This is a genomic window from Plantactinospora sp. CA-294935 (assembly GCF_050936445.1).
GTDB lineage: Bacteria > Actinomycetota > Actinomycetes > Mycobacteriales > Micromonosporaceae > Plantactinospora.
Map to the genome: position 1 here is coordinate 9151459 of NZ_JBNJMU010000001.1, position 21592 is coordinate 9173050.

Annotated in this window: 18 protein-coding genes; 11 read left to right on the forward strand and 7 right to left on the reverse strand. The window is 73.2% G+C overall.

The features are described from left to right. Positions 1-6: 6 nt before the first annotated feature. Positions 7-1992: a primary-amine oxidase gene (locus ACQEVC_RS39760; RefSeq protein ID WP_432888747.1), complete on the reverse strand. Its 1986-nt coding sequence runs from the start codon at positions 1990-1992 to the stop codon at positions 7-9. A 223-nt stretch (positions 1993-2215) separates the two neighbouring features. Between ACQEVC_RS39760 and ACQEVC_RS39765 the strand changes: the two genes are divergently transcribed. After that, positions 2216-4639, forward strand: a complete 2424-nt coding sequence (locus ACQEVC_RS39765; RefSeq protein ID WP_432888749.1) for a Tex family protein — start codon at positions 2216-2218, stop codon at positions 4637-4639. A gap of 276 nt (positions 4640-4915) precedes the next feature. Here the strand turns inward: ACQEVC_RS39765 and ACQEVC_RS39770 are convergent, their stop codons facing one another. Together ACQEVC_RS39770 and ACQEVC_RS39775 are read right to left on the reverse strand one after the other, a co-directional pair. After that, on the reverse strand, positions 4916-5944 hold the full coding sequence (locus ACQEVC_RS39770; protein WP_432888751.1) for a DUF389 domain-containing protein: 1029 nt from the start codon (positions 5942-5944) through the stop codon (positions 4916-4918). A 140-nt stretch (positions 5945-6084) separates the two neighbouring features. Then, positions 6085-6300, reverse strand: coding sequence for a hypothetical protein (locus ACQEVC_RS39775; protein WP_432888753.1), 216 nt, complete (start codon positions 6298-6300; stop codon positions 6085-6087). Positions 6301-6458: 158 nt separating this feature from the next. On the opposite strand from ACQEVC_RS39775, the gene ACQEVC_RS39780 reads away from it, so the two are divergent. Together ACQEVC_RS39780 and ACQEVC_RS39785 are read left to right on the forward strand one after the other, a co-directional pair. Beyond that, complete coding sequence (locus ACQEVC_RS39780) at positions 6459-7199, forward strand: response regulator transcription factor (protein WP_432888755.1); 741 nt, start codon at positions 6459-6461, stop codon at positions 7197-7199. Then, positions 7196-8839 (forward strand): sensor histidine kinase, encoded by a 1644-nt coding sequence (locus ACQEVC_RS39785; RefSeq protein ID WP_432888757.1) that lies wholly within the window; start codon positions 7196-7198, stop codon positions 8837-8839. Before ACQEVC_RS39780 ends, ACQEVC_RS39785 begins: the two co-directional genes overlap by 4 nt. 62 nt (positions 8840-8901) lie before the next feature. Here ACQEVC_RS39785 and wecB read toward each other — a convergent pair whose 3' ends face one another. The 4 genes from wecB to ACQEVC_RS39805 are packed head-to-tail and all read right to left on the reverse strand — an operon-like array spanning position 8902 to position 13554. Further along, the gene (gene wecB, locus ACQEVC_RS39790) at positions 8902-10026 is read right to left on the reverse strand and encodes a non-hydrolyzing UDP-N-acetylglucosamine 2-epimerase (RefSeq protein ID WP_432888759.1); all 1125 of its coding nucleotides are present in this window, start codon (positions 10024-10026) and stop codon (positions 8902-8904) included. Continuing rightward, positions 10023-11348: a glycosyltransferase family 4 protein gene (locus ACQEVC_RS39795; RefSeq protein WP_432888761.1), complete on the reverse strand. Its 1326-nt coding sequence runs from the start codon at positions 11346-11348 to the stop codon at positions 10023-10025. Before ACQEVC_RS39795 ends, wecB begins: the two co-directional genes overlap by 4 nt. Further along, the gene (locus tag ACQEVC_RS39800; protein ID WP_432888763.1) at positions 11345-12517 is read right to left on the reverse strand and encodes an NAD-dependent epimerase/dehydratase family protein; all 1173 of its coding nucleotides are present in this window, start codon (positions 12515-12517) and stop codon (positions 11345-11347) included. Before ACQEVC_RS39800 ends, ACQEVC_RS39795 begins: the two co-directional genes overlap by 4 nt. Further along, the gene (locus ACQEVC_RS39805; RefSeq protein ID WP_432888765.1) at positions 12514-13554 is read right to left on the reverse strand and encodes a polysaccharide biosynthesis protein; all 1041 of its coding nucleotides are present in this window, start codon (positions 13552-13554) and stop codon (positions 12514-12516) included. The genes ACQEVC_RS39800 and ACQEVC_RS39805 overlap by 4 nt, the downstream gene beginning before the upstream one ends. Before the next feature lie 349 nt (positions 13555-13903). Here ACQEVC_RS39805 and ACQEVC_RS39810 point away from each other — a divergent pair, with 349 nt between their 5' ends. The 8 genes from ACQEVC_RS39810 (at position 13904) to ACQEVC_RS39845 (ending at position 21588) form a co-directional block, all read left to right on the forward strand. Continuing rightward, on the forward strand, positions 13904-15025 hold the full coding sequence (locus ACQEVC_RS39810) for a DegT/DnrJ/EryC1/StrS family aminotransferase (RefSeq protein WP_432891973.1): 1122 nt from the start codon (positions 13904-13906) through the stop codon (positions 15023-15025). Beyond that, entirely contained in the window at positions 15022-15675 is a 654-nt protein-coding gene (locus tag ACQEVC_RS39815; protein WP_432888767.1) for a sugar transferase, read from the forward strand. Before ACQEVC_RS39810 ends, ACQEVC_RS39815 begins: the two co-directional genes overlap by 4 nt. Next, positions 15672-16316 (forward strand): acetyltransferase, encoded by a 645-nt coding sequence (locus ACQEVC_RS39820; protein ID WP_432888769.1) that lies wholly within the window; start codon positions 15672-15674, stop codon positions 16314-16316. Before ACQEVC_RS39815 ends, ACQEVC_RS39820 begins: the two co-directional genes overlap by 4 nt. Continuing rightward, positions 16313-17389: a glycosyltransferase gene (locus ACQEVC_RS39825; protein WP_432888771.1), complete on the forward strand. Its 1077-nt coding sequence runs from the start codon at positions 16313-16315 to the stop codon at positions 17387-17389. The genes ACQEVC_RS39820 and ACQEVC_RS39825 overlap by 4 nt, the downstream gene beginning before the upstream one ends. A gap of 113 nt (positions 17390-17502) precedes the next feature. Beyond that, a complete protein-coding gene (locus ACQEVC_RS39830; RefSeq protein WP_432888773.1) occupies positions 17503-18120 on the forward strand; it encodes a NeuD/PglB/VioB family sugar acetyltransferase in 618 nt (205 codons plus the stop codon). A gap of 80 nt (positions 18121-18200) precedes the next feature. Continuing rightward, positions 18201-19214 carry a GDP-mannose 4,6-dehydratase gene (gmd, locus tag ACQEVC_RS39835; protein WP_432888775.1) on the forward strand — a complete coding sequence of 338 codons (1014 nt, stop codon included), beginning with the start codon at positions 18201-18203 and terminating at the stop codon, positions 19212-19214. Between the two features lie 26 nt (positions 19215-19240). Further along, complete coding sequence (locus ACQEVC_RS39840; RefSeq protein ID WP_432888777.1) at positions 19241-20452, forward strand: glycosyltransferase; 1212 nt, start codon at positions 19241-19243, stop codon at positions 20450-20452. After that, positions 20449-21588 (forward strand): DegT/DnrJ/EryC1/StrS family aminotransferase, encoded by a 1140-nt coding sequence (locus ACQEVC_RS39845; RefSeq protein WP_432888779.1) that lies wholly within the window; start codon positions 20449-20451, stop codon positions 21586-21588. Before ACQEVC_RS39840 ends, ACQEVC_RS39845 begins: the two co-directional genes overlap by 4 nt. Positions 21589-21592 lie beyond the last annotated feature (4 nt).

The following is a 21592-nucleotide window of genomic DNA, read 5'->3' on the forward strand; positions in this document are numbered from 1 at the left end:
CGGTGCTCAGCCGCCGTGACAGGCGGCGGATTCGCCGTCGCCGGGTGTGTCGCAGTGTGTCGCCGTGCTCGCCGGCACGTCCAGGGTGGGGTTGCGGTCGAAGAATCCGTCCGGCCGCAGCGTGAAGCCGCACCGGTCCACCGGCATCACCGGCCACTCCTCGGGGCGCGGGAAGTGGGTGGTGCCGAAGGTGTGCCACAGCACGATGTCCTCGCCGTCGATCGGCCGGTCGGCCGCGACGTACTCCGGCAGCCCGGCGTGGCCCGGGTGCTGGTTGACCAGGTCACCGGCGGGATAGCGCTGCGCCGGGTCGTACCGGGTGACCCAGAGCGAGCGGGTGGCGAAGGCGGCCCGCCGGGCCACCGAGGAGTCGGGGGCGGCCAGCAGCACCGTCTGGCTCTCGGGCCGGAGTTGGTAGCCGACCGGCCGGCCGAGCCGACCCAGCCGCTCCGGGTTGGAGATCCGCCAGGTCCGGCCGACCGAGGCGTCCGCGTCCCGGGCGCCGTCCGACTCCGACGACAGCCGGGTCGCCACCCGGGTGAAGGCGTTGCCGTACGGGTTCTCCGGGCCGACCGGCAGTGCCCGGACGTCCACCTCGTCGACGGCGTTGCGGGTCCCGTCGACCGTGACGTCGAGCCGGGCGCTGAACAGGTGCTGGTGGTACGGCGCACCGAGCCCCGGTGCCACCTCGGTCGCGTACCCGTTCCCCTCGGTGTAGGCGGAGGTGAAGAGCACCCCGGTCGCCTTGACCTCCAGTTGGATGGTGCCGTCGAGGTAGAGGTACCAGTAGAAGCCGTAGTCGTAGTTGCCGACGGTGACGAAGGACGAGATGACCAGCCGGCGCTGCCGGCGGGTCTCCGCCGACTCCGTGAACAGGTCGGTGTGCTTCCACAGCACCCCGTGGTCCTCCTCGTGCAGGCAGATCGCGTTGCGCACCTCGCGCGGTTCGCCGGCCCCGTCGGCGAGTACGGCGTCGAAGTAGTAGATCTCGCCGAGGCAGTCGCAGCCCAGCACCAGCGAGTTCACCTGCTGGCCGAGGAGGTATTCCCCGGCGTCGAAGTAGTTCTGCCAGAACCGCACCGGGCTCGGGTCGGCGTACGGGACGACCATCTCGGCGACCGAGGCGCGGTAGAGCACCGGGCGCTCCCGGTCGCCGTCAGTGATGCCGAGCTGGTGCAGCACCAGACCCTCCCGGGGGTCAAAGCCGACCCGGAAACTCCAGTTCTCCCAGCGCACCACGTCACCGTCGACCGAGAAGCTGGGCCCCTCCGGCTGGGTGATCTCGATCGGCTTCAGGCTGGTCCGGGCCGGCCCGACGTACGCCGGGTCGTCGAAGTTGCCCTCCTCGGCCGGTACCGGCAGCAGTTCGTGGTCGATCAGCTCGACGACCCGGCGCTCGGTCAGGTCGACGTACGCCACCACGCCGTCGATCGGGTGCGCCCAGCAGTGGTCCTCGGGCCGGTGGGCCAGGAAGGAGAGCACCCGCAGCAGCCGCCGGCCCCGCTCCCCCGGCAGGTCGAAGTCGCCGGCCGAGAGCGGGCAGGGCCGGACCAGGTCGAGTCCGGTGATGCCCCGGCGTTCCATCGCCGCCCGCCAGCCCGGGTCGGCCTTGACGATCTCGTCGACCGCGACGAACTCCTCCAGCATGATCGGCGGCTGCCCGTCCCGGACGGCGTCGTGCTCGCGTACCGGGTCGACGGTGCCGGTGGTCACCGACGCCAGCACGGTCCGGGCGACGCCGGTGGCGACGTCGAGCAGTACCGCCCGGACCCGGCGGTCCACCGGATCACCCGGCCGGTACGCCAGCACCACGTCCTTGGCGGGCTCCTCCAGGGCCAGCAGGGCGAACCGGGTGGTCGGGCCGAGCAGCCCGTGCCGGTCCAGCAGGGCCCGGGCGGCCCTGATCTCGTCGGCGGTGAGCCGGGCCAGTGGATGTCCGTCGGTGACGCCCACCCCGGAGCCGGCGGGCTGGTCGTCGGCCAGCAGAGTCATCGTGCCCCTCTTCGGTTCGCGGACCGTTCCGAGCCGACCTAACCCGAATCACTCTCGGTTGTCCATAGCCGACGGCGCGTGAAGTCGCGGCGCTCGCGCATCGCCGCCGCCTGCGACGGCGACCGCCGCCGGGTGCGGCACAATGCTTGCCGGCACCCAGTTGCCCTGCGCCGGTCCCGGCGACGGGTGAGGGCGGAACCGAGTGGAGAAGGCGGAACAGGACGTGACAACCTCTGCGCAGCCGCGCTCAGTGCACCAGCGGATCGCCGAGGAGCTCGGCGTACACGAGCGGCAGGTACGGGCCGCGGTGGACCTGCTCGACGGCGGGTCGACCGTGCCGTTCATCGCCCGTTACCGCAAGGAGGCCACCGAGTCGCTCGACGACACCCAGCTACGCACCCTGGAGGAGCGGCTGCGCTACCTGCGGGAGTTGGAGGAGCGCCGGGCGGCGGTGCTGGAGTCGATCAAGAGTCAGGGCAAGCTGGACGACGCGCTGGAAGCGCAGATCATGGCAGCCGACTCGAAGGCCCGGCTGGAGGACATCTACCTGCCCTACAAGCCGAAGCGGCGGACGAAGGCGCAGATCGCCCGGGAGGCCGGGCTGGAGCCGCTGGCCGACACGCTACTGGCCGATCCGTCGCAGGACCCACGCACGGTGGCGACCGGCTTCGTCAACCCGGACGCCGGGGTGGCCGACCCGACCGGCGCGCTGGACGGTGCCCGGGCCATCCTGGTGGAGCGGTTCGCCGAGGACGCCGACCTGATCGGCTCGCTGCGCGAGAAGATGTGGTCGCGGGGCCGGCTGGTCTCCCGGGTACGCGACGGCCAGCAGGAGGCCGGCGCCAAGTTCGCCGACTACTTCGACTTCGCCGAGCCGTACACCAAGCTGCCCTCGCACCGGATCCTGGCGATGTTCCGGGGCGAGAAGGAGGGCATGCTCGACCTGACCATGGACCCGGAGGAGGCGCCCGCGCCGGACGACGCCCCGGTCGGGCCGACCCGTTACGAGCAGGAGATCGCCGCCCGGTTCGGCGTCGCCGACCGGGGACGGCCGGCGGACCGCTGGCTGGTCGACACGGTGCGCTGGGCGTGGCGTACCCGGATCCTGATCCACCTCGGCGCCGACCTGCGGATGCGGCTCTGGCAGGCGGCCGAGGACGAGGCGGTCCGGGTCTTCGCCACCAACCTGCGCGACCTGCTGCTCGCCGCGCCGGCCGGTACCCGCCCGACGATGGGGCTGGACCCGGGGCTGCGTACCGGGGTGAAGGTGGCGGTGGTCGACGCGACCGGCAAGGTGGTGGCGACCGACACGATCTATCCGCACGAGCCGCGCCGGCAGTGGGACGCTTCGATCGAGACGCTGGCCCGGTTGGCCCGGGCGCACAAGGTCGAGCTGGTGGCGATCGGCAACGGCACCGCCTCCCGGGAGACCGACAAGCTGGCCGGTGACCTGATCAAGCGGTATGCCGACCTGAACCTGACCAAGGTGGTGGTCTCCGAGGCCGGCGCCTCGGTCTACTCCGCCTCCGAGTACGCCTCCCAGGAGCTGCCCAGCCTCGACGTCTCGCTGCGCGGCGCGGTCTCGATCGCCCGTCGCCTCCAGGACCCGCTGGCCGAGCTGGTGAAGATCGACCCGCGCTCGATCGGCGTCGGGCAGTACCAGCACGACCTCTCCGAGGTGAAGCTCTCCCGCTCGCTGGACGCGGTGGTGGAGGACTGCGTGAACGGCGTCGGGGTCGACGTCAACACGGCCTCCGCGCCGCTGCTGACCCGGGTCTCCGGGATCGGTGCCGGGCTGGCCGAGAACATCGTGCTGCACCGGGACGCCAACGGCCCGTTCCGGACCCGGCAGGCGCTCAAGCAGGTGCCCCGGCTCGGCCCGAAGGCGTTCGAGCAGTGTGCCGGCTTCCTGCGCATCCCCGGCGGGGACGACCCACTGGACGCCTCCAGCGTGCACCCCGAGGCGTACCCGGTGGTCCGGCGGATCCTGGCCAGCACCGGCGGCGACCTCTTCGCGCTGATCGGCAAGACCGCCGTGCTGCACAAGCTCAGGCCCGCCGAGTACGTGGACGACACCTTCGGGCTGCCGACCGTGACCGACATCCTGAAGGAGTTGGAGAAGCCGGGCCGGGACCCCCGGCCGGCGTTCCGGACCGCGACCTTCGCCGACGGGGTGGAGAAGATCGGCGACCTGTTGCCGGGGATGCTGCTGGAGGGCGTGGTCACCAACGTGGCCGCGTTCGGCGCGTTCGTCGACGTCGGGGTGCACCAGGACGGCCTGGTGCACGTCTCGGCGATGTCCCGGACCTTCGTCAAGGACCCGCGGGACGTGGTCAAGTCCGGTGACGTGGTCCGGGTGAAGGTGCTGGACGTGGACGTACCCCGGAAGCGGATCTCGCTTACCCTGCGGCTGGAGGACGAGGCAGAGCCCCGCCCCGCGCGGGACCGGGGTGGCGACCGCACCGGCCAGCCGCGCCAGGGGCGCGGTGGCGGCGGGTCCGGCGGGAACCGGTCCGGCGGCGGCGGGTCCGGCGGTAACCGGTCCGGCGGTGGACAGGGCGGCGGGTTCGGCGGCGGTGCGCTGGCCGACGCGCTGCGCCGGGCCGGGCTGGACAAGGGACTGGACGGCAACCGCCCCGGGCGATAGTTCCGCGACGGACGCCAGCTCCGCGACGGACGCCAGCTCCGCGACGGACGCCAGCTCCGCGACGGACGCCAGCTCCGCGACGGACGCCAGCTCCGCGACGGACGCCAGCTCCGCGACGGACGCCAGCTCCGCGACGGACGCCAGCTCCGCGACGGACGCCAGCTCCGCGACGGACGCCAGCTCCGCGACGGACGCCAGCTCCGCGACGGACGCCGCGACCGGCCGCCGGCCGGTCGCGGCGCGCCCGGTCAGCCTCGTGGCGGGCGGGGCTGGTGGTCAGCCACCGCCGGTACGGTCCGGGACGGAACGGGGTGGGCGGGTCGGGTCAGGCCTGCCCCGGGGAGCCGGCGCGGAACGGGGCCAGCGGAGCCAGGCCGGCCGGGCGGCGGCGACCCGTTCCCACCACAGCCGCTGCACCAGCAGGGTCAGCACGCCGGCCACGACGATCGCGCAGAGGTTGATCAGCAACTGGACGAGCGATCCGAGCGCCTCGTCGAAGACGCCGTAGCCGAGCGCCACCGCGACGTTCGCCGCGGCCGGGACCGTGGTGACCGAGATCAGCACCCCGACCAACGAGCCGGACCGGTTCGAGGTGACCGAGAGCATCCCGGCCACCCCGGCCAGGAAGCCGACCACCCAGGAGAGCGCGTCGGGCCGCCAGATGAAGTCGGTCATGGGTCGGTCGGCGAGCAGCATCGACCGGTCGATCAGGCCGACGGCGGTCAGCGTCCAGGTGCTGAGCACGGTCACCGCCATCGCGGTGAGGAAGCCGACGCCGAGCGCCAGCAGGGAGCGCCGGATGACCGACCCGCGCCAGTGCAGCAGCGCGACGCAGAGCGCTGCCAGCGGCCCGAACTCCGGGCCGACCACCATCGCACCGACGATCAGGATCGGCTGGTCGAGCAACACCCCGATGCCGGCGATGACGGTGGCCAGGGTGATCAGCAGCAGGTACGTCACCGAGAGCCGGGTCTCCTCGCCGGTCTTCTGGGCGATCTCGTCCCAGACCACCGCGTCGGTACCCAGGCCCGGTGCCGCCCGGGCGGCCCGGTCGGCGGCGGCCGAGAGGGTGACGTCCACCCCGTCGCCGACCACCCCACCGGCCCGGTCCACGCCGAGGGTCCGCAACGCCTCCAGCACCTCGTCGGCACCCTCCCGGACCACGTCGCAGAGCACCACGTCCCCGGGTGGGGTACGGGCGGCGCCGGGCAGCACGATGACGTGCGCCACGGCGGGGTCGGCGGAGAGCATCTCCTGCACGACCGCGGACCGGTCGGTCGGCACGATGATCCTCAAGTGCAGCACGCCAGTCCCCCTCCCTCTGCCCCGGCCCCGGCCCCGGCCCCGGCATCGTGGTGGCCGGTCGAACCGTGGTCTGCTACTCCCCCCGGAGGGGTAGTAGCAGACCACGCAGCGACGGCCCGACGCACTTTAGCCACTGCCGGTCAGGTCGTGGTGTCCTGTCCGGCGCGCCGGTCGGTCCGCGCCGCGTCGAGACCGAGCGGCGCCGCGTCGGGAGCGGTGCGCAGTCCGGCCGCGGCGTCGGCCCGGCGCAGGGCCAGGGTCTCCCGGATCCGGCGCCGCGCCGCCGACCGCCGGGCCCGGTCCGCCGCCCCGAACCGGCCGGTCGCGCCGGATACGACTGTGCTTCCTTTCGACATGCCCGCACGGTAGGAGGGCAGATGTGCGGAAGCTGTCAAGAACGGGTGCGCACCGAATGCGGACCGCCGTCTGACCGTTTCCGGATCGCGACTTCATCACATCTTCACCGCTGCGGCGCTCTAATCGATGCCGCCACGAGCAGGCAGAATGGGGAGCGATGAGCGCGAGGATACTGGTCGCCGAGGACGACCCGAAGCAGGCCAACCTGGTCCGGGTCTATCTCGAACGGGAGGGCCACAGCGTGCTGGTCGTCGGCGACGGCCGGGCCGCCCTGGAGCAGGTCCGGTCCCGCCGCCCCGACCTCGTGGTGCTGGACGTGATGATGCCGGTGGTGGACGGGCTCGACGTGTGCCGGATCCTGCGGGCCGAGTCCAACCTGCCGATCCTGCTGCTGACCGCCCGGACCACCGAGGACGACGTACTGCTCGGGCTGGACATCGGCGCCGACGACTACCTGACCAAGCCGTACAGCCCACGGGAGCTGGCCGCCCGGGTCCGCGCCCTGCTGCGCCGCTCCGGGGTGCTCAGCGCGGGCAACCAGGCGGTGCTCCGGGTCGGTGACCTGGAGGTCGACCCCGGCCGGTTCGAGGTACGGATCGGCGGGCGGCTGGTCACGCTCACCGCCAAGGAGTTCGGCATCCTCGAGGTGCTGGCCGGCGAACCGGGCCGGGCGTTCACCCGGGCCCAGATCATCGACCGGGCCTTCGGTTTCGACCACTACGTGCTGGAGCGGACCGTCGACGCGCACGTGATGAACCTGCGCCGCAAGATCGAGATCGACCCGGCCGAGCCGCGCTACGTGCAGACCGTCTTCGGCCGGGGCTACCGGCTGGCGGAGCAGCCCGGCGGAGAGCGGAGCCCGGAGGAGGCCGCCGCCGGGGCGGACCCGTCGGCGTGAGCTTCCGGTTGCGGGTACTCGGCCTGGTGATGCTCGTCGCGGTCAGCGCGACCGCCGCGACCCTCTGGCTGGTACTCCGGCAGGCGTCCCGGCAGATCGACGAGTCCGGTGCCGCCGCCGCCTCGCTGGACCGGGTCACCGCCGCGCTCACCGACTACGGCCGCCGGCACGGCACCTGGGAGGGCGTCCGGGACCTTGTCGTACGCCTCGGCGCGCAGACCGGCCAGCGCATCCACCTGGTCGCCGAATCCGGCTGGGTACTCGTCGACACCGACAGCGAGAACGATCCGGACCGGGCGGTACGCGCACTCGGCACGGTGGTCGGATATGTCAACCCCCGCCCCACCCTCGACCTCTCCGGCGCGATCGCCGATCCACCGGAGGTCGCCGCCAAGGAGCTGTACCGGTACCGCACCGGTGTCCGGTTCGCCGCCTGCCTGACCCGCAACGGCGTCGAACCGATCCAGACGCCGGGCCAGTTCGGGGTGCCCGAATACGACCTGACCTCGGCCGCCTCGACCAACCCGAGGCTGAATCGGAACTGCCGGGACCAGGCGACCCAGTCCGAGCAGGCGAGCACGGCCGCCCTGGGTGACCTCTCGGCCGCGTGTGCCGTCGACGACCCGAGCGAGCCGACGGACTACTGCCTGGCCGAGGCGTTCAACGCCCGGATCGCGGAGGTGGCGCCCGAGCCGGCCCGGGTCATCCTCGGCGTCGGCGACGAGGGCAATCCCGCCCTGGTGGTCGGCCCGCTGCTGGCCGCCGCCGCCGGGGTGGCGGCGGTGGCGATCGTCGCGACCGCCCTGCTCAGCCACCGGGTGCTGCGCCCGATCGGGATCCTGACCGCGGCCTCCCAGCGACTCGGCCGGGGCGACCTGACCAGCCGGGTGCCGGTGAAGGGGAACGACGAGATCGCCGTACTGGCCCGGTCGTTCAACCGGATGGCGGACTCGTTGCAGCGCGGCGAGGAACGCCAGCGCCGGCTGGTGGCCGACGTGGCGCACGAGTTGCGTACCCCGCTGGCCAACCTGCGCGGCTATCTGGAGGCGCTCTCCGACGGGGTGATCGACCCCGATCCGGAGCTGTTCGCCTCGCTGCACGAGGAGGCGGTGCTACAGCAGCGGATCGTCGACGACCTCCAGGATCTCGCCCTGGCCGAGGCGGGCAGCCTGGCGTACCACCGGACAGCGGTCGACCTGGCCGAACTGCTGGAGACGTGCCGTACCGCGCACCGGGCCGGTGCCGACGCGGCCGGGGTGACCCTGGAGGTCAGCGCCGAGCCGGTCGCCGTGCACGCCGACCCGGACCGGCTGCGCCAGGTGGTCGGCAACCTGATCACCAATGCGCTGCGGGCCACCGCCCAGGGTGGTCGAGTGACGCTCACGCTGCGCCGGGAGGGCGACTCCGCGGTGGTCCAGGTCGCCGACACCGGTTCGGGGATCGCCCCGGACGCGCTGCCGTACGTCTTCGACCGGTTCTGGCGGGCCGACTCGGCGCGCGGCCGGCAGACCGGCGGCAGTGGGCTGGGGCTCTCCATCGTCCGGCAGATCGTCACCGACCACGGCGGCGTCATCCGGGTCGCCAGCAAATTGCGGGTCGGCACCACCTTCACCATCACCCTGCCGGTCCGGCCGGCATGACGGCCCTGCCGGTCCGGCCGGCCTGACGGCGCGCCCTCGGCCCGGGCGGCGGGTAGCCGCCACTACCTGCGGATGCCCGCCCAGTCGTGGTGCCGGCGGACGGTGGAGAGGATGAAGTCGACGACCCGGCGCGAGGTGTCGGTGACCTGGTAGTCCGCCGGGCAGGGCACCCCGGCCGCCGCGACCTGGTCGACGGTGACCTCGACCGCCTCCAGCACGCCGGCCGGGTCCAGGCCGGTCATCACGATGCCGCCCGCGTCCAGCGCCTCCGGCCGTTCGATCGACTCCCGCAGGGTCACCGCCGGGAAGCCGAGGATCGCCGCCTCCTCGCTGATCGTCCCGCTGTCCGAGAGCGTGCAGCGGGCCTGCGACTGGAGACGTACGTAGTCGAAGAGCCCGAACGGCTCGTGGAACGCGATGCCGTCCAGTGTGGATGCGTCGGCGGCCAGCGCCTCCAGCCGTTTGCGGGTACGCGGGTGCGTGGAGACCAGCACCGGCAGCCGCCAGGTGTCCCGGACGGCCCGCAGGCAGTCGAGCAGCCGACCCAGCCGCGCCGGGTCGTCGACGTTCTCCTCGCGGTGCGCGCTGACCACGAAATAGCCGCCCGGCTCCAGTTCGAGCTGGCGCAGGATCGTCGAGGCGGCCACGTCCAGCCGGTAGTGCTCCAGTACCTCGCGCATCGGCGAGCCGGTGTGCAGGATGCGGCGCGGGTGCAGCCCCTCGGCCAGCAGGTTGCGCCGGGCGTGTTCGGTGTAGACCAGGTTGAAGTCGGCGACGTGGTCGACCAGCCGCCGGTTGGTCTCCTCCGGCACGTTCAGGTCGAAGCACCGGTTGCCGGCCTCCATGTGGTAGACCGGCACCCGCATCCGCCGGGCCATCAGCGCGGCGATGCAACTGTTGGTGTCGCCGAGCACCAGCAGCGCGTCCGGGCGCAGTTCGGTGATGGCCTGCTCGATGCCGGTCAGCACCCCACCGAGCACCCGGCCCAGCGAGGTGGTGTCGACCCGGAGGAAGCGGTCCGGCTCGCGCAGCCGCAGCTCGGTGAAGAAGACCTCGGAGAGGTTCCGGTCCCAGTTCTGCCCGGTGTGCACCAGCAGGTGCTCGACCGTACGGTCCAGCCGGTCCAGCACCCGGGAGAGCCGGATGATCTCCGGTCGGGTGCCCACCACCGTCATCACCCGGGTCATCGCGGCGTCACCCCTGTCTCCCGATCGGGCCGCCACCGCCGGAGGAACCGGCGGGCGGTCGCCCGCCCGAGGCCACCCGCCGGCGGCACGGCGCTCTTGGTCAGCAGGTCCTCCACCTGGTCGGCGCCGACCCGCAACGACATCCGCTCCCGGTAGACCTCGCGGGCCCGCCGGCCGAGCGCGGTACGGACCGCCGCCGGCAGCGCCGCCGCCTCGGCGAACCGGACGGCCAGCGCGGTCGGGTCCTCGGGCGGGCAGACCAGGCCCACCCCGGTCGACTCCACCAGTCGGGCCGCGTCACCGGCCGCCGAGACGACCACCGGAGCGCCGCAGGCGAGTGCCGCCTGGAGCTTGGAGGGCACGGTGCCGCGCAGCCCGGGCAGGTCCCGCAGGCAGACGAGCTGGTAGTCGGCCGCCGCGTAGAGGTCGGCCATCTCCGCCGGCCGGCGCCGGCCGAGGAAGCGTACGTTGTCGGCGCCCAGCTCGGTGCCGAGCCGGCGGGCGCGCTCCTCCTCGGTACCCGAGCCGACCAGGACCAGGTCGACCCGGTCCCGGGCCGCGTACGCCGCCCGGATCGCGGTCTCGACCCGCTGGAACGGTCCCATGTTGCCGGCGAACATGACGGTGCAGCGGCCCCGGTGGCCGAGCGCGGCCCGCGCCGACGCGGTCGCCGGCACCGGGCGGAACAGCCGCTCGTCGGTCCAGTTCAGCACCACCCGGACCTTGCCCGGGTCGGCGCCCCGCGCCACGACCAGTTCGGCCATGGACGGCGAGATGACCGCGATCGCGGTGGCGGACCGGTAGAGCCGGCGCATCGTCGCCGACAGGAGGCCCTCGATCATCCGGCCGGCGCCGCCACCGGGACTCATCGCCGACGCGGTGACCGACTCCGGCCACATGTCCTGGACGTGCAGCACGATCGGGATCCGCCGGGCCAGCCGGACCAGCGCCGCCGCGGTGAACGCGGTCGCGGGCGGATGGTAGACGTACAGCGCGTCGGCGCCGGTCAGATAGCCCGGGGCGGCCAGCGCGCTGGTCGCGGCGAAGCTGACGAAGTTGGCGGTCCGGCCGAGCGTGGACGAGTCATGGCTCGGATAGACCGGCACCCGGCGTACGGTGACGCTGTCGCCGCCTTCGTCGGTGCCGGCGCCCGTCCCGGGCCACCGCTGCCGGTAGCCGGGATAGATCCGCCCCTCCGGATAGTTCGGATAGCCGGTGAGCACCCGGACCCGGTGCCCACGGGCGCCGAGTTCCCGGGCCAGTTCACCGGGGACGAAGACCGGCTCGGGCGGATACCACTGGGTGACGAAGCCGATCCTCACCCGACCACCACCGGCGCCACCACGGCAGGGTCCGCCACCGGCTCCGGATAGGTGTCGGGGCGGGCGGGGTCGAAGAGTTCGTTCGCCCAGAAGAGGGTGAGCAGTTCGCCGTCGCCGGTGTTGGTGATGTGGTGCGCCCACATCGTCGGCATGTCGACCACCACCGGCTCGTCACCGCCGACCCGGAACCGCAGCACCTCGCGGTACCCGACCCGGCGCAGCGCGATCTCGGCGGTGCCGCGCAGCACCGCGAACCGTTCCACCTTGGCCAGGTGGAAGTGTTCGCCCCGGGTGACCCCCGGCCTGCTGGTCGAGGCGAACGTCTGCCCGGCCCCGCCGTGCGCCTTGACCACCTCGACCAGGGCGCCGCGCCGGTCGGTGTGCCGGACCAGCGGCCGGGGATGGTCGGCCGGGAAGCGGTGCGAGCGGTACGTGTTGAACAGGCGTACGTCGTGCCGGTCGGCCAGTGGCGGGATCTCCCCGGTGCGGTAGGTCCGGGCGAGCCCGGCCAGCCGGTCGGCCAGGGCGCGCACCCCGATCCGCAACGCCGGCATGCCCGCGTCCCAGGGCACGGTCGGGGCGGCGGTCCCGGCCGACTGCGCGGCCGGGTCGGTGGGCGGCAGGCCGAGCAACCGGGCGGCGGCGTCCAGCGCGTGCACCAGGGTCAGTTCGCGGTCGTCGCGTACCTCGGGCGGGTCGCCGTCGGCCAACTGGCGGCAGAAGGTGGCGACCACCGAGTTGTAGTGCGGGCGGCCGTGTTCGCCGTACAGGTTCGGCAGCGGGACGTCGTCGAAGGCGCACCGGCCGTGCACCGCGCCGGCCAGGGTGGCGGCGGCGGCCCGCTTGGAGTCGCCGTACGGGGTGCCGTTGCCGGCCTGCACGGAGTTGGCGAAGACCACCGTCTCCGGCGGGATCGGGCACTGCCGGAGTCCCCGGGCCAGCGCGGCGGCGAGTTCGACGTTGCCGGCCGCCACGTCGGCCGGGTCACCGCGGTTGACGCCGGCCAGGTGCAGCACCCGGTCGGCGCCGCCGACCGCGGCCGCGACGCTGACCGGGTCGGCCAGGTCGGCCCGGGTCAGCGCGACCGGGTCGGGCCAGCCGAGGGCGCGGACCAGTACCCGTACGTGCCAGCCGAGGAATCCGCCGGCACCGGTCAGCACGAGCCTCACGGCGCCATCGCCAGGTCTCGGGCGGCCAGCTCGGCCCGGATCTCCGGCAGGCTCCGCAGCAGTTCCACGATCTCGGGTACGCCGAGCCGGGGCGCGTTGGCCGAGTTGAAGTCCTCGCCGCCGGGGCAGGTCGGGTCGCCCTCGGAGACGTAGAGCGCGTAGTTGAGGTCCCGGGCGTCGAGTGGTACCCGGAAGAACTCGCCGAAGTCCTCGGCCTGGGCGATCTCCTCCCGGCTGGCAAGTGTCTCGTGCAGCTTCTCGCCGTGCCGGACCCCGATCAGGTCGAGTTTGGCCGGTACGTCGAAGAGCTGGCAGAGCGCGGTGGCCAGGTCGCCGATGGTGCAGGCACTGGCCCTGCGGACGAAGATGTCCCCGGTCCGGGCGTGCATGAAGGCGTGCTCGACGAGCTGCACCGACTCGGCCAGCGACATCAGGAACCGGGTCATCGCCGGGTTGGTCACCGTCGGCGCCCGCCCAGCCCTGATCTGCTCGACGAAGAGCGGGATGACCGAGCCCCGGGAGTACATCACGTTGCCGTAGCGCACGCAGGAGACCGTGGTCCGGCTGCCCGGGTTGTGCCGGGCGTGCGACTGGACGACCTTCTCCATCAGCGCCTTGCTCATCCCCATCGCGTTGACCGGATAGACCGCCTTGTCGGTGCTGAGCACCACCACCGAGGACACGCCGTTGCGCTCGGCCGCCTCGACGACGTTGGCGCTGCCCAGCACGTTGGTGCGGACCGCCTCCAGTGGGAAGAACTCGCAGGACGGCACCTGTTTGAGGGCGGCGGCGTGGAAGACGAAGTCGACGCCCCGGCTCGCCCGCAGCATGCTGTCGTAGTCCCGGACGTCCCCGACGTGGTAGCGGACCCGGTCGTCGCCGAGCCGGTGCCGCATCAGGTCCTGTTTGGCCTCGTCCCGGCTGAGTACCCGTACCTCGCCGACGTCCTGGTCGAGCAGCCGGCGCACCATCGTCTGGCCGAAGGAACCGGTGCCGCCGGTGATCAGGACCCGGCGGCCAGCAGGCAGAGATGTCACTGGTGCTCCGTTCGCGCATGCGGGTCGGCCGGTCCGGCGTCTCGTCGAGGTCTGCGGCTCGACCGTGCCCTTCCCCCGGTCCGGACCGTTGGTGTCTGGTGTGCCACCTCCGTCAACGACGGGAGGGCCGGCAAGTCACGCGTACCGGACAATGCTCATCTGATGTGGTTATTACTGAATTTTTATTCATATATCTCTTGATACTTACTTCTGTCCTATCAGTCTGATAGAACACTTGCGGTCAGCTTGCTGTTCCGGCTCTGGAGGGCCCCCACCTGTGGATCTTTCTGAACGCGCGCCGTCGCCGGAGCCGGGCAGCCCGCCGGACACGTCCCGCTCACCCGACCCCGTGCTGCTCTCCCCGCCGGACGTCGGGCCGCTGGAGGAGTCGTACCTGATCCGGGCGCTCCGGTCCGGCTGGGTCGCGCCGCTCGGGCCCGAGGTCGACGCCTTCGAGCGCGAGGTCGCCGCCCGGGCCGGCACCGCGCACGCGGTGGCGCTGAGTTCGGGTACGGCCGCACTGCACCTCGGCCTGCTCGGCCTGGGTGCCGGGCCCGGCCGGACGGTGGTGGTGCCCACCCTGACCTTCGTGGCCACGACGAACGCGGTCGTCTACACCGGCGCGGAGCCGGTCTTCGTCGACTGCGACCCGGCGACCGGAAACGTCGACGTGCCGCTGCTGGCAGCGCTCCTCGACGAGCTGCGCACCGCCGGGCGCGACGTCGCGGCGGTGATCCCGGTGGACATGTTCGGCGCCTGCGTCGACTACACCCGGCTGACCCCGGTCTGCGCGGCCGCCGGGGTGCCGGTGCTGGAGGACGCGGCCGAGGCGCTCGGCGCCAGCCATGCCGGGCGGCCGGCCGGTGCCTTCGGCCAGGCCGGCGTCTTCTCGTTCAACGGCAACAAGATCATTACCACCTCCGGCGGCGGCATGCTGGTCACCGACGACGGCGCCCTCGCCGACCGGTGCCGCTACCTGGCCACCCAGGCCCGGCAACCGGTGCCGCACTACGAGCACACCGAGATCGGCTACAACTACCGGCTCAGCAACCTGCTGGCCGCCGTCGGCCGGGCCCAGCTACGCCGGCTGGACCGGATGCTCGCCCGCCGCCGCGAGCTGCGGGAACGCTACGCCAAACTCTTCGCCGCCGCACCCGGGGTACGACTGCTCGCCGAGGGCGACACCGGGATCAACTGCTGGCTGACCATCGTCGTCGTCGACCCGGCCACCGCCGGCTGGCGGGCCGGCGAACTGGCCGCACACCTGCACGCGGCGCGGATCGAGACCCGTCCGGTGTGGAAGCCGATGCACCTGCAACCGGCATTCGCCAGGACGGCGGGGGCGATCACCGGCGCCGCGGAGCGGCTCTTCACCGACGGCCTGACCCTGCCCAGCGGCTCCGGCCTGACCGAAGCGCAGGCCAACCGGGTGCTGGACGCCATCGCGAGCTTCCTGGAGGCCCGAGCGTGACTATCCGCCACCGGCGGTACGACCGACGCAAGCGCGTCCTCGACATGCTGGTCGCGGCCGTGCTACTCGTGTTGCTCTCCCCCGTCCTGCTCGGCTGCGCCGCCGCGGTGGCGCTGGCACTGGGCCGCCCGGTGCTGTTCCGGCAGAACCGGCCCGGCCGGGACGGCCGGCTCTTCGAGCTGCGCAAGTTCCGCACCATGCGACCGGTCTCCCCCGGCCGGACCAGTGACGCGGACCGGCTGACCCGACTCGGTCGCTGGCTTCGGGCGACCAGCCTGGACGAGCTGCCGACGCTGTGGAACGTGCTGCGCGGCGACATGAGCCTGGTCGGGCCGCGCCCGCTGCTGGTCGGCTACCTCGACCTGTACACCCCGGAACAGGCCCGCCGGCACGAGGTGCGGCCCGGCATCACCGGCCTGGCCCAGGTACGCGGCCGCAACGCGCTGAGCTGGGAGGAGAAGTTCCGCTACGACGTCGAGTACGTCGACGGCCGCTGCCTCGCGCTCGACCTGCGGATCCTGCTGGAGACCGTGCGCCAGGTGCTGCGCCGGCAGGGGATCAGCGCGCCGGGCAGCCCGACCATGCCGGAGTTCACCGGCAGCCGACGCGTCGGTGCCGAGCCGGGGCCGGGCCGGGGCGCGGACTCGTGAGCACCGAACTGGTAGTCGTCGGCATCGGCGGCCACGGCCGGGAGGTGCTCGGCATCGTCCGGGCGATCACCGCCACCGGCCGGGCCCCCGGCTGGCGGGTGGTCGGCTTCGTGGACGACCACCCCGCCGAACCGAGTCTCAAGCTGGTCCACCGGCTCGACGTGCCGTACCTCGGCCCGGTCGAGGAGCTGCGGCAGGCGTCACCGGGCACCGCCGTGGTGCTCGGCATCGGCGACCCCCGGATCCGACGCACCGTCGCGGACCGGATCGACGGGTACGGCCTGCCGGCCCCCGCACTGGTGCACCCGGACGCGACCGTCGGCCCGGACACCGTGGCCGGGGACGGGCTGGTGGTCTTCGCCGGCGCCCGGGTCACCACCAACGTACGGCTCGGCCGGCACGTGCACCTCAACCAGAACTGCACCGTCGGCCACGACAGCGTGCTGGCCGACCACGTGTCGGTGAACCCGCTGGCCGCGATCTCCGGCAACTGCGTACTCGAGACCGGGGTGCTGGTCGGGACGACCGCCGCCGTACTCCAGGGATTGCGGGTGGGTCGGGACGCCACCGTGGGCGCGGGCGCCTGCGTGGTCCGGGACGTGCCGGCCGGCACGGTGGTCAAGGGGGTGCCGGCGCGGTGACCGCGACGACGGGCAGCGGTATCCCGAAACCGCGCAACGGTGCCGACGGACCGGCCCCGCCGGTCGACCTCGACGACGTCGTGCTGGACGCGGCCGGCGGGGACCGGGGCGGCGCCGCCCGGTGGCGGGGCGAGCTGGACGCGTACCTGTCCGGGGTGCCGGGGCGGCCCCGGGTGATCGGCCGGGGGCAGCGGATCAGCCCCGGCTGGCTGCTGAGCCGGGAGCGGCTGGTCCGGCACGCCCGGCTGGTGGTCGCGCCGAACAACGTCTCGTTCGGGTACGCCGGCGACGAGCGCCGGGTGCTGCTGCGCAACGCCCTGCACTTCCTCCACCCCGACGAGGAACACCTGCTCGGCCGGCTGCCCCGCTCCTTCCGGGCACAGATCCCGGTCATCCGCCTCCTGCTGCACCGGGCCGACCTCGTCGTCGTACCGTGCGGCGCGATGGCCGAACGGGTCGTCCGGCACGTCCCGGCGGTACGCGACCGGATCGTGGTACGACCGCATCCGGTGACCCCGGTCGACGCGTGGGCCCCGGACGACCGGACCTTCCTGCTGGTCCCGGTGGTCGCCGCCGGCTACAAGAACCTGGTCCCGCAACTGCGGATGCTGGTCGACACGTTGGGTCGCAGCAGGCCCGGTCCGGCCGGGCGGGGCGGCGGTCCGGAGGCCGGCGGCATCGAGATCCGGGTCACCGCCCGCCCCGATGACCTGCCGCCGGACCTGACGGCCCATCCGGCGCTCCGGGCGATCGGGGTGGTCCCGCACGACCAGCTCCTCGGATACTGGCGCCGGGCCACCGCCATCTTCTATCCGTCCTCGCTGGAGTCCTTCGGCTATCCCCTGGCCGAGGCCCGGGCCAGCGGAATCCCGATCATCGCACCGGACACCGCGCAGGCCCGGGAGGTCGCGGGCCGGGCGCTGCTGCCGTACCAGCCGGACGATCCGGAGAGCCTGGCGGCGGCGCTGAGCCGGATCAGGGAGCCGGTGTCCGCCGACCCCGCTCCGTTCGACCGGGCCGGCTACTTCGGCTGGCTGCTCGGTTCCGACGTCCGTGCCGGGAGCGGCCGATGAGGGACGGCGCCGGACTGGACCTTTCGCAACCCGGACAGCGCCGCGCGTCCACCCCGGCTTCCGCCCGCGGCCACGACGGACCGCGAAGGGATGTCGGGAGAGGTTCACTGGTCGTGCTGGGCACCTCCGGACATGCCCGCGAGATACTCGCCATCGCCGAGGCGGCCGGCGGCTACCAGCTGCTGGGCTGTCTCGGCCCGCGCCGCGCGGCGGACCTGGCCCGGCTGCCGGTCGACTGGCTCGGCCCGGACGACTGGCTGCGGGACGCCGACGAGAGCGTCCGGTACGTGCTCGGCGTCGGCTCGGGCGCGGTGCGGACCCGGCTCGACGGGCGGCTCGGCCCGTACCGGCGGACCCCGGCCCGACTGGTGCACCCGGCGGCGGTGGTCGGCCCGGCCGTGGAACTCGGCCCGGGCACCGTGCTCTGGCCCGGGGCCGTGCTCACCGCCGACATCGTGACCGGCCGGCACGTGCACGTGAGCACGAACGTCAGCGTCGGGCACGACGCCGCCCTCGCCGACTTCGCCACCCTGCTGCCCGGCTGCACCGTCGCCGGCTCCACCCGGATCGGGGCGGGGGCGACGGTCGGCGCCGGGGCGACGGTGATCGACGGGATCTCGGTGGGCGCCGGAGCGATGGTCGGAGCCGGTGCGGCGGTGGTCCGGGACGTGCCGGCCGGCGCCGTGGTGGTCGGGGTGCCGGCCCGGCCGATGGAGCGGCGAGACCACTGAGTTTCGACAGATCACCGAGGAATCCGCAGGCCGGTCGCGCTCCGGGCCGGTCGCGGACCGCAACTCCGAGAGGGCAGACGATGCCGAAAGTCGCGCTGATCACCGGGATCACCGGGCAGGACGGGAGCTACCTCGCGGAACTCCTGCTCGGCAAGGGCTACGTCGTACACGGGCTGAAACGCCGGTCGTCGAGCTTCAACACGGAGCGGATCGAACGGATCGACCTGCACCCCCGGGATCCGGATGCGCACCTGTTCCTGCACTACGGCGACCTCTCCGACGCGGCGGCGCTGACCGGGCTGCTCCGGGACATCCGGCCGGACGAGGTCTACAACCTCGGCGCGCAGAGCCACGTCCGGGTCTCCTTCGAGATTCCCAACTACACCGCTGACATCACCGGGCTGGGCGCGATCCGGATGCTCGACGCGATCCGGACCGCCAAGCTGGACTGCCGGTACTACCAGGCGTCCTCGTCGGAGATGTTCGGTGCCACCCCGCCGCCGCAGCGGGAGAGCACCCCGTTCCACCCGCGCAGCCCGTACGCCTGCGCCAAGGTCTTCGGCTACTGGGCGGCGGTGAACTACCGGGAGGCGTGGGGCATGTACGCCGCCAACGGCATCCTGTTCAACCACGAGAGTCCCCGGCGGGGCGAGAACTTCGTCACCCGCAAGATCACTCGGGCGATCGCGCGGATCGAGGCGGGCATGCAGGACAAGCTCTACCTCGGCAACCTCGACGCGGTACGGGACTGGGGCTACGCCCCCGAGTACGTCGAGGCGATGTGGCTCGCGCTCCAGCAGGACCAACCCGACGACTACGTGGTGGCCACCGGCACCGGGCACACCGTACGGGAGTTCCTGACCGCCGCCTTCTCGCACGCCGCCCTCGACTGGGAGAAGTACGTGGCGATCGACCCGGCGTACTACCGGCCGTCCGAGGTGGACGCGCTGATCGGCGATGCCACGAAGGCCCGCCGGAAGCTGGGCTGGGCGCCGAAGACGCTCTTCGCCGACCTGGTCCGGATCATGGTCGACGCCGACCGGCAACTGCTGGAGGACGAGCGCACGGGCCGGCTGGTCCGGGTGGACCGGTAACCGGGCCCGCCGGAAGGGACGACCAGATGGACATCAGGATCGACGGCAGCGCCATCCTGCCCGGACACTCGGCCGGAGTGGAGGCCTTCACCTACGGCCTGCTCCGCGGACTCGCCGCCGACGAGGCGCACCGGATCGAGGTGACCATCGTCCAGGGTACCCGGCAGAGCTGGCGACGCGAGGTGCCCGACGACGCGCGGGTGCGCTGGACCGAGGTTCGGCAGCCACTCCGGGCCGACACCCGGCTCGGCGGCGGGCTGCGCCGGGTGCTGCCCCGGCAACTCCGGTCCGCGCCGCTGGCCCACCGCCTGCTCACCGGGCTGCGCAGCCGGGCCAACCCGGTGGCGGCGGACGACGACCGGGTCACGCTCTATCCGTTCGGTGGCGTGCCGGCCCGGGCCCGCCGCTCGGTAGTGGTGATGCACGACATGCGACGGTTCCACCTGGACTGCGACTCCGCGCCGATCACCGACATCTTCGCCCGGAACATCGTCGAGGCGGACGCCCTGGTCGCCTCCTGGCCACACCCGTACCAGCAGCTCCTGCGGATCTTTCCGGAGGTCGCGGCGAAGACGGCGCTGATCCCGCTGCCGGTCTTCCACGCCCGTCCGGCCGGGGCGGCGGCGGAGCCCGATCCCGGGCTGCTGCTCTATCCCTCCTCGACCGCGGCGCACAAGAACCACCTGAACCTGCTGGAGGCGCTCGCCCGGCTGCCGGAACTCCGGCTCGTCTGCCCCGGGCCGCTGGTGGAGCCGCAGGCCGGGCAGCTCGCCGCCCGGGCGGCAGCGGCCGAGCTGCGTACCCGGGTCACCTTTCCGGGCTTCGTGCCGGTGCCGGCGCTGGAGCAGCTCTACGCCCGGGCCACCGCCGTGGTCGTCCCGTCGCTGTGGGAGGCGGCCAGCGGCGCCATCTTCGAGGCGTTCAGCTGGGGCCTGCCGGTGGCCTGTGCCGACGTGGAGCCGCTGCGCGCCCAGGTCGAGTTCGCCGGGGCCGAGGTCTGCTACTTCGATCCGCACGACCCGGACTCCATCGCCGCAGCCGTCCGCCGGCTGCTCGCCGACCGCCCCCGGTACGCGGCGGCCTCCCGGCGCGCGGCCGACCGGCTGGCGACGCGTACCTGGGTGCAGACCGCCCGGGACTACGCCGCGGTACTCGACTGGGTGGCCGGCGGCCGCTGCGGCCCGGTCCCCCAGTCGTCGTTCCTGAACGCAGACGCCGTCGGAGGCAGCCCGTCATGAACCCCGCACTGCGCTATCCGGTCGCCCGGCCGTCCCTGACCGAGCTGGAGGAGGCGTACGTCCTGGACGCCCTGCGCAGCGGTTGGGTCTCCTCGCAGGGGCCGTACCTGCGCCGCTTCGAGGCGGAGTTCGCGGCCCGCTGCGGCACCCCGACCGCGGTGGCGACCGGCAACGGCACGGTCGCCCTGCACCTGGTGCTCGCCGCCGCCGGGATCGGCCCGGGCGACGAGGTGATCGTCCCGGCCCTGACCTACGTGGCCACCGCCAACGCGGTCACCTACTGCGGCGCCCGGCCGGTCTTCGTGGACGTCGACCCGGCGACCTGGTGCCTCGACGTCGACCGGGTCGACGCCGCGATCACCGCACGGACCAAGGCGGTGCTCGCGGTCGACCTGTACGGGCATCCGGCCGACTACCCCCGGCTCCGGGAGGTCTGCGCCGCGCACGGCATACTGCTGGTCGGTGACGCGGCCGAGTCCTTCGGAGCCCGGCTCGGCGGTACCGGCGCCGGCGCGCTGGCCGACGTCACCACCTTCTCGTTCTTCGGCAACAAGATCCTGACCAGTGGCGAGGGCGGCTGCGTCACCACCTTCGACCCGGCACTGGCCGAGCGGATGCGGCTGCTGCGCAACCAGGGGATGGATCCGCGGCAGCGCTACTACTTCCCGGTCGTCGGCTTCAACTACCGGCTCACCAACCTGGCCGCCGCCCTGCTCTGCGCCCAACTGGAGCGCGGTACGGCGATGGTGCAGCGCCGGCAGCAGATCGTGGCGACGTACGAGAAGGCGTTCGCGGATCTCGACGCGCTGACGCCGCAGCCGGTCGCGGTCGGCGTCGAGCGTGCCCCGTGGATGGCGTCCTTCCTGGTCGGCCCGGCCGGTGACGGTCAACTCCGGGACCGCCTGGCGGCGGAACTGGACCGGCTCGGCGTCGAGACCCGACCGTTCTTCGTGCCGATCCCGGACCTGCCGCCGTACCGGTCGGACCGGGATGGTGGCTTCCCGGTCACCGCCGACCTGAGCCGGCGGGGCATCAACCTGCCGACCTATGCCGACCTCACCGACCCCGAGGTGCTGGACATCGCCGACCGGGTGCGTACCGCGCTGGCCCGGCTGTCGACCTCCGGGCCCGCCTGACCAG